General features: G+C 50.7%; 12 protein-coding genes. 4 read left to right on the forward strand and 8 right to left on the reverse strand.

What is annotated here, in order from left to right; translation table 11 throughout:
• Positions 1 to 84: 84 nt before the first annotated feature.
• Positions 85 to 1701 (reverse strand): methyl-accepting chemotaxis protein, encoded by a 1617-nt coding sequence (locus ACMXD4_RS09145; RefSeq protein ID WP_415880539.1) that lies wholly within the window; start codon positions 1699 to 1701, stop codon positions 85 to 87.
• Positions 1702 to 2149: 448 nt separating this feature from the next.
• On the opposite strand from ACMXD4_RS09145, the gene ACMXD4_RS09150 reads away from it, so the two are divergent.
• A complete protein-coding gene (locus ACMXD4_RS09150; protein WP_033156621.1) occupies positions 2150 to 2344 on the forward strand; it encodes a hypothetical protein in 195 nt (64 codons plus the stop codon).
• A 97-nt stretch (positions 2345 to 2441) separates the two neighbouring features.
• On the opposite strand, the gene ACMXD4_RS09155 is transcribed toward ACMXD4_RS09150, so the two are convergent.
• From ACMXD4_RS09155 to ACMXD4_RS09165, 3 genes are read right to left on the reverse strand one after another with little or no spacing between them, the layout of a single operon-like run.
• The gene (locus ACMXD4_RS09155) at positions 2442 to 3947 is read right to left on the reverse strand and encodes a cbb3-type cytochrome c oxidase subunit I (protein ID WP_415880540.1); all 1506 of its coding nucleotides are present in this window, start codon (positions 3945 to 3947) and stop codon (positions 2442 to 2444) included.
• Complete coding sequence (locus ACMXD4_RS09160; protein ID WP_171695739.1) at positions 3948 to 4553, reverse strand: c-type cytochrome; 606 nt, start codon at positions 4551 to 4553, stop codon at positions 3948 to 3950.
• Entirely contained in the window at positions 4546 to 4884 is a 339-nt protein-coding gene (locus ACMXD4_RS09165) for a hypothetical protein (RefSeq protein ID WP_051669963.1), read from the reverse strand. The genes ACMXD4_RS09160 and ACMXD4_RS09165 overlap by 8 nt, the downstream gene beginning before the upstream one ends.
• A gap of 111 nt (positions 4885 to 4995) precedes the next feature.
• On the opposite strand from ACMXD4_RS09165, the gene ACMXD4_RS09170 reads away from it, so the two are divergent.
• Positions 4996 to 5442 carry an Rrf2 family transcriptional regulator gene (locus ACMXD4_RS09170; protein WP_033156619.1) on the forward strand — a complete coding sequence of 149 codons (447 nt, stop codon included), beginning with the start codon at positions 4996 to 4998 and terminating at the stop codon, positions 5440 to 5442.
• A gap of 184 nt (positions 5443 to 5626) precedes the next feature.
• Here ACMXD4_RS09170 and ACMXD4_RS09175 read toward each other — a convergent pair whose 3' ends face one another.
• The 4 genes from ACMXD4_RS09175 to ACMXD4_RS09190 are packed head-to-tail and all read right to left on the reverse strand — an operon-like array spanning position 5627 to position 10858.
• Positions 5627 to 6265: an MBL fold metallo-hydrolase gene (locus ACMXD4_RS09175; RefSeq protein WP_415880541.1), complete on the reverse strand. Its 639-nt coding sequence runs from the start codon at positions 6263 to 6265 to the stop codon at positions 5627 to 5629.
• Between the two features lie 18 nt (positions 6266 to 6283).
• Complete coding sequence (locus tag ACMXD4_RS09180; protein WP_415880542.1) at positions 6284 to 6880, reverse strand: hypothetical protein; 597 nt, start codon at positions 6878 to 6880, stop codon at positions 6284 to 6286.
• A complete protein-coding gene (odhB, locus tag ACMXD4_RS09185) occupies positions 6841 to 8025 on the reverse strand; it encodes a 2-oxoglutarate dehydrogenase complex dihydrolipoyllysine-residue succinyltransferase (protein WP_415880543.1) in 1185 nt (394 codons plus the stop codon). The genes ACMXD4_RS09180 and odhB overlap by 40 nt, the downstream gene beginning before the upstream one ends.
• Positions 8015 to 10858, reverse strand: coding sequence for a 2-oxoglutarate dehydrogenase E1 component (locus ACMXD4_RS09190; RefSeq protein ID WP_171695736.1), 2844 nt, complete (start codon positions 10856 to 10858; stop codon positions 8015 to 8017). Before ACMXD4_RS09190 ends, odhB begins: the two co-directional genes overlap by 11 nt.
• A gap of 139 nt (positions 10859 to 10997) precedes the next feature.
• Here ACMXD4_RS09190 and ACMXD4_RS09195 point away from each other — a divergent pair, with 139 nt between their 5' ends.
• On the forward strand, positions 10998 to 11693 hold the full coding sequence (locus ACMXD4_RS09195; protein WP_415880544.1) for a DUF2914 domain-containing protein: 696 nt from the start codon (positions 10998 to 11000) through the stop codon (positions 11691 to 11693).
• A gap of 62 nt (positions 11694 to 11755) precedes the next feature.
• Positions 11756 to 12073 carry an H-NS family nucleoid-associated regulatory protein gene (locus ACMXD4_RS09200; RefSeq protein WP_033156614.1) on the forward strand — a complete coding sequence of 106 codons (318 nt, stop codon included), beginning with the start codon at positions 11756 to 11758 and terminating at the stop codon, positions 12071 to 12073.
• Positions 12074 to 12075 lie beyond the last annotated feature (2 nt).

Here is a 12075-nt window from a genome sequence, read left to right on the forward strand (position 1 = left end):
ACATTACCTTAAACTCACGTGACCCAAGCCTGGAAATCGTTAAGTTTGTGCCTAAGTAACGCGGCCGTATTCAGCGCTGAATGCTTACAATTTGAAGCGTGCAGCCAACTTATCGAGGTTCGCGGCCTGTTGTGCCAATTGTTCTGCGCTCTGCTTAGTTTTCTCTACGGTTTTAGCCAGCGAGTTGGCATTTTGCGAGATCTGTTCCACCCGATTAGCCATGTCGCGTGTAGCAGCCGATTGCTGGCCCAGTGCGCCGCTAATTCCGTCTACCGACAGTGTCACGCGGTATTGGGCATCGAGAATTTCGTTGACCGATTGGCCAGCCTGGCTGGACAGCGCTACGCCGGATTCAACGCCGGTTACCCCGCTTTCCATAGCCTGCACAGCGGCTTTGGAGGCTTGACGAATTTTTTCCACCATCAATTTAATTTCACCGCTGGACGTGCTGGTGCGTTCGGCAAGCGTTCTGACTTCGTCTGCAACCACCGCAAAACCTCGGCCGTACTCGCCGGCGCGGGCGGCCTCAATCGCGGCGTTTAGAGCAAGCAGATTGGTTTGTTCGGCGACACCGTGAATTACGTCGACAATACTGGTTATTTCCGAGCTGATTGATTCCAGATTGCGAATGTAGTCAGCCGCATTCACGACAATGGCTGAAATTTTTTGCATCTCTATGGCGGTGGAGCTAATCACTTTGGTGGATAACTCCGCGCGCTGTCCTGATTCGAATGCAACCTGCTTGGCGTCCAGCGCATTACCGTTGACTTGTTCGAGCGATACCGACAGCTGTTCTATAGTGGCCGCCATACTGCAAGCTGCCTCGTAACCGTTATTGGCGATAATCGATTCTTGCGCGGCGGCCTCCAGCAGGTCCGCCGAATATCGATTAAGCTGGAATACGCCGTTGTGCATATCGGAGATTAGATTGTGTAAGTTCTTGCGCATCTGCGCTAACTTTCTGAGAAGTTGTCCGATTTCATCGTCGCCTGCATCGGGGATCACTACCGTCAGGTCGCCGGCGGCGATAGCCCCCGTGACTTTTTCCGCTTGATCAAGGCTGTAGCGGATTTGTTGAATAATCACGTAGGCCATTATCACGAATGCGATTGCCCCCAACAAGGCCAGTCCGACCAGATACCAGGTTGTGCTGCCGACGGTTTGGTTAAGGTTTGCCAAGGTCTCATTGGAATATCGGTTGGAAATTTTGACGGTTTCTGCCAATGCTTCGCGATGCCGTTCGTACTGTTCATCCAGGCGTTCCATAGCCAGATCCATTGTTTTTACATCACCTTCCTTGATTGCTGGAATATAGCGTTCCTCCAATTCTTTCCACCACTGATCAGCTTGTTCGCGTTGCGTGCCCAATATGGCTTGTTTTAGTTGGGCTGGAATCTCCTGTGCGGACTCCCAATAGCGATTGCGGGTGTCGTACTCGATTTTCAATTCTTTTAACCGCGTATACTTAGGGTCTTTATCTTTGTCGTGGTATAGCTGCTCGGCCATCAACTGAGCTTCAACCAGAAATAAGGGGGGCGGTAGAATGTCGGCGAGGATGTCTTTACTTTTCCCCATGCGGTGAGCCGCATCGCCGACATAATCTAAGGCGTGATAGCCAAGTAACGCCAGGCCGGCCAGCAGTAGCGACGCAAACCAAGACATCAGTTGAAGTTTGGCGGCTATCGAAAAACTATTCAGCATACGCATTCCCCCTATATTAATAACGTGAAAGCTGAGTAGAAATTGTAGAAGAAATTTTCAATGCAACAATCAGTCACTTAGATAGAGCTGAAATATAGGAAGGGCGGTGGGTTAGTCTGCGAGTGAGCGAATATCGACAGATGCTCGGATTACCTACGATTGAGTGGCGTTGACGGTAAGCAAGCTTATTATTTGTCGGGTACTTTATGTTGTTTAACAAATGCCCAAACAAGGTGTTGCTTAACGGGGAATGAGTAGGGCTGATGTACCGGTGATTCTGGTTTATTTCTTGCTGTCAGTTAGCTGAGCCGCATAATGGCCTGAATTAGCGGCTATTCATGTCGTTTTCATAACATCTCTCAGGCCGAATGTTCGATGGCCTACAGAGTTTCGATCATTCAAGCGGTTCGACCTGTATTTATAAAACCTATATCAAGAGGAATAGACAATGGCAGAGTTTTTTATTGAGATAAGCGCGCAGGAAAATGGTGACCACCTGATTCATAAATCCAGCTGCTCTTTGCTGCCGGCTAAAGAGGCGATTTATTATCTGGGTTCAATCAGCAACGTGGTCAGTGCGGCGAAGAAGGCCAGTGAGAGATTTGCTAAGCCAACCGCTTGTTCGCAATGTTCTCCGGTTTGAGGTAGAGCCTTTATAAGGCGAATACGGCAGCGTATTCGCCTTAAGCGTTTGAAAAATCGGTGGATGCCCAAGCGGTAAGCGTAAGCACACCGTTGATTTATTGGGCTACTGATTCGCTGTCAATCACTGCCGCGGGCCGTTGCTCACCCTTGCCGATTTCCAATAAATCCCAGAACAACAAACCGCCACCCGCCGCCGTCATCAAGCCAAATACCATGCGCCAGACCATTGCTTGCATGAACCAGGGATGATTTTGTGCGGCAAAATAGCCGGCCCAAGTTGAGCCTTCCACCGCGCGTTCGATAAACGATTGTTCGTAGCCGGCGATCAATAAAGCCACCGTCATGCCCATCACGCCCAGATTCAATAACACTGCGGCGGTTTTCCAGCGCCAGCCATTGACCAACTCGCCGCCCATCCAGACATTACCGCGCGCTTGCTGTGCGGCCAGATAGAAGAAGGCGATGTTGATGGTGGCATAAGCCCCGAAGAACGCTAAATGACCGTGCGAAGCAGACCATTGTGTGCCATGAGTGTAGAGATTGATCTGCGGCAAGGTGTGCATGAAACCCCAAACGCCGGCACCGAGAAAATTGCCGAAGGCGTGAGCGATGATCCAGGCCAGGGCGGGGTGGTTGCTGTTTTTGAAGCGATGCGCGCCGGCGTCATAGATGGAATGCACCACCATCGCTACCAGCGGAATCGGTTCCAGCGCGGAGAAGAAGCCGCCGATGGTAAACCAGTATTCCGGTGTGCCTATCCAGAAGTAGTGATGGCCCAGGCCCAAGATGCCGGAGCCGAACATCAAGGCCACTTCGATATATAGCCAGGTTTGTACGACTTTGCGGCGCACGCCCAGCAGCTTCATCAAGCTCCAGGCCATGATGCAGCCTACCAAGACTTCCCAGGTGGCTTCCACCCACAAGTGAATCACCCACCACCACCAGTATTGATCGACGGAAATATTGGTGACATAAAACATGCCGGCTAAATACAAACCGGCCAGAGCGACCAGATCCAAAGTCAACACGCCGGCGATGCCCGACCATTTGCCCTTGGCAAAAGTCGCGGCGACGTTGTAGAAAAAGGTCAATACCACCACGACTATGCCGATGTCGGCCCAGCGCGGCGCTTCGATGTATTCGCGGCCTTCGTTGATCAACCAGAGTGAGGTATCGGTACCGCTGCCGATTTGAATCAGCAAGTACACCAAGACCACCACGGTGACGGCGCCGGTCAATACCCAGAACGCCAATTGTCCCCATTTCAGGCCGACGATTTCGACGCCGCTTTCATCTTCCAGAAACCAGTACACCGAGCCGAGGAAACCGTACAGCATCCATACCACCATCGCGTTGATGTGCACCATGCGGTTGACGTTGAAATCCAGGATTTCATAGAGAAAGCTGGGGAAGATGAATTGCAGACCGGCCAGCAGGCCGAACAGCAATTGCGCCATAAACAACACCATCGCCACGGTAAAGTAATGTACCGCCAGTTTTTGGCCGCCGCTCAAATGCGGATTAGACATGAGCTCGGTATGGCGTTGCTTGCAACCGGCCCAGCAGTTCGCCGCTTTTTCTTGATAAGCTTGTAAGGTCATTTATTGTTCCTCTTCGCCCAGCGCGATGAAATTATGCGGAAAGCCATTGGTGTCGATAGACGACATCCATTTCAGGAAAGCAACGATGGCTTCCGCTTCGGGTGGCGTGATGTCCAGATTGGGCATCTTGCGGTTGGAGCCGTAGGTGCGGGCATTTTTTTCCGGATCGAGCAGGAAATTCACCATCATTTGTTCACGCGATTCCTTGGCTCCCCAACCTTGATCCAACCAGGCTTTGGTCAAGTCGGGCGCGTAGTAGGCGCCGTTGCCGAGCAGGGTGTGGCAGTTCATGCAGTTCTTGGCTTGCACGGTTTTTTTGCCGTGGTCGATCAGTTTTTCGGCGTCTTCTTCGCTCAAAGTTTTGCCGAACAACGGTGCGTCCTCGCCTATGGTGGGTTGGTAGCGCTGCTTGGCTTTGTCGAAGCGGTAGCTGATGTCCTTGTTTATCACGCTATAAGCCGGCACGCGCGGACCGCCGGCACTGATTTGTTTCATCGAATCGAAGCTTAAAATAACCAGCAGTACAAAAGATCCGCCGGTCACCCAGATCGCGGTTTTTTTCCAGAATGTTTCCGACGCCCAGCGGGGCGGACTTTGCTCAGTCATGATGATCTCCAGATTGATGAGAGTGGTGAGTATCTGCATCGTGCGTCGCGGCGCACAGCTTCCAGATAAAACGCGGCATCCAGCCGTAGCCGAGTACCATTAACAAGGACAGCAGCAGCCAATAATCGTTAAAATGATTGACGTAGCTGAACACGCCAACGCAAATCAGCAAAGCAGCGTAGATTAACCAGGCGGCGAGCTCGAATTTGCGGCGGCCGCTGATCTTGGACCAGGCATACAACGCCGCATACACGGTAGCCAGCAAGATGATCAACGCCGCACTGAAAAAGCTCAGGAAAAAATCGGATAGGGCAACGGGTTCGATCAACATTAAATTTTACCGCCGGACAGTTTTATAACATGCGTTTAAAATGCAACTTTCCGGCAAGTGTAAGCGTCATTAATATTTATTTCAAATACGGCTTTTACCAAATTCACCGACATGCAATTGACTGCACATACCGATTACGCGCTGCGCGTACTGATTTATCTGGCTATCAACACTGAAAAACGGGTAACAATTACTGAATTAGCCGATTTTTTCGGCATCTCCAGAAACCACTTGGTCAAGGTGGTACACAAACTGGGCGTAAAAGGTTTTGTGCTGACGGTACGCGGTAAAGGGGGCGGCATTTGTTTGTCGCGGCCGGCGCGGGAGATCAGTGTCGGCAATGTGGTAAGGGAAGTGGAGGGGCACTTCCAGATGGCCGAATGTTTTAATCCCAAAAAGCAGGGTAGTTGTGCGCTGGAGAAAGGGTGCGGGCTGATAGGATTGTTAGGCGGCGCTGTCGAGCAGTTTTTACAGACTTTGGACAAGGCGGTTTTGAGCGATTTGGTGCCAGGGCCCCGGCCGAGTGGCTTGGATGGCGTACCGCTAAAACAGGGTTGAGGCATTGCAATGTTTAGGATGGGTAGAGCGAAGCGAAACCCATCAAGTATCCTCAAACTGATGCGATGGGTTTCGGCTATCGCCTCTACCCATCCTACCGTTGTCAATAAAATCCGCTTGCAGCTATTTATCCAGAATGCTAGTTCCTCCGTTTTAACCTGTCCTTGGGCTGGTTTTTTTTCGGTTAGCGGTAGGCTCCAACAAACGGATTGCTGCGCATTTCCGCGCCAAAGGTGGACATCGGGCCATGGCCGGGGATGAATTTCACATCTTCGCCCAGGGGCCAGAGTTTTAATTCAATCGAGTCGATCAAAGTTTGATGGTCGCCTTTTGGAAAGTCGGTGCGACCGATCGAGCCTTTGAATAGCACATCGCCTACCAGCGCCAGGCGCTGTGCCTCGCTGAAGAACACCACATGGCCGGGCGTGTGTCCAGGGCAATGGATAACCTGTAACACTTCGTTACCCACCTTAACCGTATCGCCGTCGTTCAGCCAACGCTGTGGGGTAAAACCGGCAGATTCCGGAAAACCGAACATCCGGCATTGCTGCGCCAAGGCCTCGATCCAGAAGTTATCTTCAATTTGCGGGCCGATGATCGGCAACGAGAGTCTTTCCGCCAACTCCGCCACGCCGCCAACATGATCGAGATGGCCGTGGGTGACCAGAATCGATTCCAGCTCCACGCCTTGCTTTTTGACTTCCTTTAACAATACATCCAGATCGCCGCCCGGATCGACCAGCGCGGCTTTATTGGTTTGTTCGCAGACCAGTAAGGTGCAGTTTTGTTGATAGGCGGTGACGGGGATAATGGTGTAGCGCATAGAAATTAGGTAGAGGGTTTAGTCCCAGGCGCCGTGACATTTCTGATTTTGTTCAGTGAGGCGGCCGTACTTTAGGGTGATATCGAGGGTTGATTTTTTAGTTGGAAAATTCGGCGCATCGTTCTCTGTACTTTCAAGAACATCAAGCGTAAAAATCTTATCTCCATAATTATTTGGATATGCGGTTTTTACATCTAGCTTGGGAATTGTTCGACATCCTTTGCCGCCTACAGGCATAAAATCAACTAAGGGGTAACTATCTGGTTTGCCATTCTCGCCTTCCGCAAATTCGAAAACAGCCAGATATTGAGTCCAGCCGTTCCCGTACATATAGCCTTCAAGTGTGAAAAGAGCCAGAAAATTCACGGCAACTGAATTGCGGCTAACTGCTTGTACTTGCCAAAATTCTGAGGGTGAGGATCCGTGTGAGTCACTTAATAATTCAGTCAGTTTTTTTATTTGTACCTCTAGTGCCGCTGGGATACCGGGTTTTGCCGTTTCGGCATGTGCTATTGAAATGAAGCAAACTAAAAGAACAATTAGCCCAGAGAGCTTCATATAAATACAACCGTTTTTTAAATATTCAACAACAAATGCGCCGGCGCCTCCAGACACTCTTTGATGATACCCAAAAATTGTACTGCTTCCTTGCCGTCTATCAAGCGATGGTCGTAGGACAGAGCCAGATACATAATAGGCCGAATCACGATTTCTCCGTTTTCCACGACCGGCCGGTCCTTGATGGCGTGCATGCCTAAAATCGCGCATTGCGGTGGATTCAGGATGGGAGTGGATAACATGGAACCGAAGATGCCGCCGTTAGTGATGGTAAAGGTGCCGCCGCTCAGGTCTTCGACGCTGATCGAGCCATTACGAGCTTTGTTGCCGAAATCGTGTATGCCTTTTTCAATGCCGGCGAAATCCAGTTGGTCGGCGTCGCGCAAAATCGGCACGATTAGGCCGCGCGGTGTAGTCACGGCGATGCCGATGTCGTAGTAGCCGTGGTAAATGATGTCGCTACCGTCAATGGAAGCGTTAATCGCCGGGAAGCGTTTTAAGCCTTCAATCGATGCTTTGACGAAGAACGACATGAAGCCCAGCTTGATGCTGTGTTTGGTTTCGAAACGATCTTTGTAGTGATTGCGCAGATCGATGACGGCACTGAGATTGACTTCGTTAAAGGTAGTTAGCATCGCCGCGTTTTGCTGAGCTTGCAGCAAGCGTTCGGCTACTTTGGCGCGCAAGCGGGTCATCGGCACCCGCTGTTCCGGCCTCAGGCTGGCGACAGCTGTGGCGGACAACGGCGAGTGGGTTTCCGCTGCCGGCGCGGGAGTAGGAGCGGTTGGTGCATCTTTCGCTTGCGTGTTCAAGAAATCCAAGACATCGGTTTTCAGAATCCTGCCGTGTTTGCCGGAGCCGGCGATCGCTTGCGGATCGAGATCCTTTTCAGCGACCAGTTTGCGAACGGAAGGGCTGAGGACGGCGTCTTCGGCTTTTTCGGTTACCTGAGCCGGTTTGGCTTGCTGGGCGTCGAGTTTGGCGAGTAGTTGGCCGCCGACCACGGTTTCGCCGTCTTGCACCACCAGTTCCAGCAGAGTTCCGGATTTGGGGGCCGGTACTTCCAGGATGACTTTGTCGGTTTCGAGATCAGCCAGATTGTCGCCTTCGTTTACCCATTCGCCCGCCTGTTTGTGCCATGCGACTAAGGTGGCATCGGATACGGATTCGGGAAGGCTGGGGACCAGTATTTCAAAGCTCATGTGTATTTCCTTCGTTGCTGCCATAGAGCGCGGCGTTTACCACGGCGCGTTGTTCATTGAGATGGGTTTTGTAATTGCCGACCGCCGGAGAAGCCGACGCGACCCGGCCGGCATAACTGATCGGGATATTCTTGTCTAGCAAATCGAAAAAATGATGCTTGCTTTGGTACCAGGCGCCTTGGTTTTTCGGCTCTTCCTGACACCAGACAATATGTTCGACATTGGGGTATTTGTCGATTTCACGTTTGAATTGTTCGTTCGGAAACGGGTAGAGCTGCTCGATACGAATAATCGCGACATGGCGCAGTTGCTCCTGATCCAGGCGGCGGGCTTCCAACAAATCGAAATAAACTTTGCCGGCGCATAAGACTATGCGTGTGACATGGTAGGGATCGATATCGTCTTGTTCGCCTATCACGTTCAAAAATTCGCCGTCGGTTAAATCGCTGAGTGTCGATACCGCCAGCTTGTGTCGTAGCAGGCTTTTCGGGCTCATGACGATCAGCGGCTTACGATATTGGCGTAACATTTGCCGGCGCAGCAAATGAAAAATTTGCGCCGGGGTGGTGGGTACGCAGACTTGGATATTGTGGTCGGCACACAACTGTAAATAGCGCTCCAGGCGAGCCGAGGAATGTTCCGGGCCTTGGCCTTCAAAACCGTGCGGCAGCAGCATCACCAAGCCGCTGAGTTTGCCCCATTTGGTTTCACCGGAGGAAATGAATTGGTCGATGACCACTTGCGCGCCGTTGGCGAAATCACCGAATTGCGCTTCCCAGATCACCAATTTATTGGGTTCGGTGGAGCTGTAGCCGTATTCGAAACCCAAGACGCCGGCTTCCGAGAGCAGCGAGTTAAAGATTTGGGCGCGGCCCTGATTTTCGCTCAAATGTTTCAGCGGGATGTAGTTTTCACCGTTGGCCTGATTCAGCAAAATAGCATGGCGATGCGAGAAAGTACCGCGGCCGATGTCCTGGCCGGTCAATCGCATGTCATATTTTTCCAGTAGCAGCGACGCATAAGCCAAATTTTCCGCGAAACCCCAGTCCATCGGGATTTCGCCGGCCGCCATTTTATTGCGGTCATCCATGACTTTGGCGACTCTGGGGTGTAGCTCAAAACCATCCGGCAAGCTTTGCAAGCGTTGGTTGCAGAATTGGAGATGCTCCAAGCTTATCGAGGTCTTGGCGGGCGTGTCCCAATGTTTGTTTTGATACGGTACCCAGCGCGCTGAGTATGAGTAAACATTGTTTTCAATAATCGGCCGCGACACCGGTTGACCTTCGTTGAGCAGTTGTTGGTAATCCTGCTCCATTTTCTGCACCATGTCTTCGGTGACGACACCTTCCGCAATTAATTTTTGTGCATAGATTTGTGGCGGCGTTTGGTGATCGCGGATGGATTTGTACATCATCGGTTGGGTAGCCGCCGGTTCGTCGGCCTCGTTGTGACCGTGGCGGCGGTAGCAAATCAAGTCGATCACCACATCTTTATGAAAGGTGTTGCGGTAATCCAGTGCCAATTGCGTGATGAAAATTACCGCTTCCGGATCGTCGCCGTTGACGTGAAATACTGGCGCCTGAATCATATTCGCAACGTCGGTGCAATACAGGGTGGAACGCGCGTCGAACGGGTTGCTGGTGGTAAAACCGATTTGGTTGTTGATGACAATATGCACGGTGCCGCCGGTGGAGAAGGCGCGGGTTTCCGACATGTTCAAGGTTTCCATCACAATACCTTGGCCGGCAAACGCGGCGTCGCCGTGAATTAATATCGGCAGGATCGCGTCAAAACCATCCGGGCCATGGCGATCTTGGCGGGCTTTTACTGAACCTTCCACCACTGGATTGATGATTTCCAAATGCGAGGGGTTGAAGGCCAACGTCAAATGAATCGGGCCACCCGGTGTGGCGATATTGGACGAAAAGCCTTGGTGGTATTTGACGTCGCCGGTCAATACGCCGGGCGAGGACGTGTGAGTGCCCTCGAATTCGCCGAACAATACCGCCGGGCTTTTGCCCAGAATATTAATGAGTACGTTCAATCGGCCGCGATGGGCCATGCCGATGACGATTTCCTTGCCTTTGTGTTCGCCGGCGCGCTGGATTAATTCGTCCAGTATCGGAATCAAAGACTCGCCGCCTTCCAGCGAAAAGCGTTTTTGGCCGACATATTTGCGGTGCAGGAAGCGCTCCAGGCCTTCGGCCGCAATCAACAACTTTAAAAGCCATTGGCGCTTTTCCGGATGGCTGCTGAAATCCGGCTTCGCGCCTTCCAGTTTATCCTTGATCCAACGCTTCTTCTCGTCATCGACGATGTGCATGTATTCACTGCCGATGCTGCCGCAGTAAATCTCGTTAAGCGTTTGAATAATGGCTTTCAAGGGCAAACGGTCCACGCCGCACAGGCCGCCGGTATCGAACAGGGTGCTCATGTCCGCATCCGTTAGACCATAATATATGGGTTCCAAGTCTGCGGGGATGCTTTGCGATTGGCCAAGCGGGTTGTTAGAGGCTATCTGATGGCCTTTGACCCGGTAATGATTGATCAAACGGGCTACCGCCGATTGCTTCTTGACGCTTTGCTCGGTAAAACCCTGCATTCTGGCCAGTCTGCCTGGTTCCGCAATCGCCAATTTTTCGAAGCGTTCCACAATCACGCTGTGCGGTGTGTCTTCGGTGGCGCCGCTGCGAATGTGGTCGAAGCGCTGTCGCCAGCTTGGGCTGATGGATTCTGGATTGCTCAAGTACTGTTCGTACAAGTACTCGATGAAATGGGCGTTGCCTCCGTACAATGAGGAGGACTCTTCAAATTGTTTAAGCAGGCTACTCATGCAAACATCCAGGTTTTCGGCAAGTTCAGCCGATTATGTTAGAACTAAAATGTTATATTACCAAGGACAATGTGTTGTAACGGGCTAGTGCATCAAGTGATTCCAGTTTCATTTGGTTGATTCAATATCGGGAAAAAACATGGCTGATAATAAAGTAGTTATCAAAATTAATTATGATAGGAAACACCCAAGCATAAACGCGGAGCCGCAAACGGTAACGGTTTGGCATATTCGCAGGATACTGGTTGCGGTTCTGGTGTTAGTTTTGATGCTAATAGTATTATTTTCATGGTTTGGTGGCGGCGATGAAGATACCGATACTCAGATCGATACCACGGAAAAAGTTCAAAATTTAAATACACCGGATGTTGAAATGGTTGAACGGCAGGAGCCTGCGCTATTGGAAAAGCCAGTGCCGCCGATAGTACAGCAGGCATCAGCTAACTCAGAAAGTGTTAAAAAAATAGACAGTGTTAAAAAGCCGGCGGCGATTATATTGGACCGCAAGGTTATCAGAGCGTCTTTAAATACCGAGCCGAAGGATGATGAGCCCGGCGAACCGATTAAGTCGCCGCTGAGAGTTATTCCTAACCAATCCCGGGAAGTTTTTTATTTTAGTGAGATAAAAAACATGAAGGGTAGATCTTTGTTTCATCGATGGTCGCGTAACGGTCAAATCGTGCATCAAAAACAATTGGATATGAAAGATAAAATAACCAAGGTATGGTCTAGTAAAATCTTGTCTGCCAAAGATAAAGGCGAATGGCAAGTACAGTTGACGGATAAGAAAGGTAAGGTATATTCCGAGGTCAATTTTTCAGTTAACCCTGAATAATAGTTTTATTTATAAACGCCGGGTGATAGAATTGCTTGCGTTTTTTGATTAACGAGGAAAATATGACTGACTTTAATAAACTATCCGAAGCCGAATTACAGGCTGTTATTGATAATGCCGAAAAAGCATTAAAAGAAAGACAATCCAGTAAACGTAAGGAAGTTATTGCGCAAATTAAGGAATTAGCGGCTTCTATCGGTGTAACGGTCGATATTCAAGACGGCGAAAAAAAATCCGAAAGAAAAACCGGCAAAGTTGCGGCTAGATACCGTAGTCCTAACGATGCGTCCTTAACTTGGTCTGGCCGTGGATTGGCGCCGAAATGGATGCAGGAACTGCTGGCCTCAGGTCGCAATAAAGCCGAGTTCGAAATTAAATAATC

The sequence above is a fragment of the Methylomonas sp. TEB genome (assembly GCF_047777895.1).
Lineage (GTDB): Bacteria > Pseudomonadota > Gammaproteobacteria > Methylococcales > Methylomonadaceae > Methylomonas.

What these genes read in the sequence shown, in the direction of transcription:
- ACMXD4_RS09150 (WP_033156621.1), top strand. Translation starts at nt 2,150, where the DNA reads ATGGCAGAGTTTTTTATTGAGATAAGCGCGCAGGAAAATGGTGACCAC.
- ACMXD4_RS09170 (WP_033156619.1), top strand. Translation starts at nt 4,996, where the DNA reads ATGCAATTGACTGCACATACCGATTACGCGCTGCGCGTACTGATTTAT.
- ACMXD4_RS09175 (WP_415880541.1), bottom strand. Translation starts at nt 6,265, where the DNA reads ATGCGCTACACCATTATCCCCGTCACCGCCTATCAACAAAACTGCACC.
- ACMXD4_RS09145 (WP_415880539.1), bottom strand. Translation starts at nt 1,701, where the DNA reads ATGCTGAATAGTTTTTCGATAGCCGCCAAACTTCAACTGATGTCTTGG.
- ACMXD4_RS09155 (WP_415880540.1), bottom strand. Translation starts at nt 3,947, where the DNA reads ATGACCTTACAAGCTTATCAAGAAAAAGCGGCGAACTGCTGGGCCGGT.
- ACMXD4_RS09190 (WP_171695736.1), bottom strand. Translation starts at nt 10,858, where the DNA reads ATGAGTAGCCTGCTTAAACAATTTGAAGAGTCCTCCTCATTGTACGGA.
- ACMXD4_RS09200 (WP_033156614.1), top strand. Translation starts at nt 11,756, where the DNA reads ATGACTGACTTTAATAAACTATCCGAAGCCGAATTACAGGCTGTTATT.
- ACMXD4_RS09165 (WP_051669963.1), bottom strand. Translation starts at nt 4,884, where the DNA reads ATGTTGATCGAACCCGTTGCCCTATCCGATTTTTTCCTGAGCTTTTTC.
- odhB (WP_415880543.1), bottom strand. Translation starts at nt 8,025, where the DNA reads ATGAGCTTTGAAATACTGGTCCCCAGCCTTCCCGAATCCGTATCCGAT.
- ACMXD4_RS09195 (WP_415880544.1), top strand. Translation starts at nt 10,998, where the DNA reads ATGGCTGATAATAAAGTAGTTATCAAAATTAATTATGATAGGAAACAC.
- ACMXD4_RS09160 (WP_171695739.1), bottom strand. Translation starts at nt 4,553, where the DNA reads ATGACTGAGCAAAGTCCGCCCCGCTGGGCGTCGGAAACATTCTGGAAA.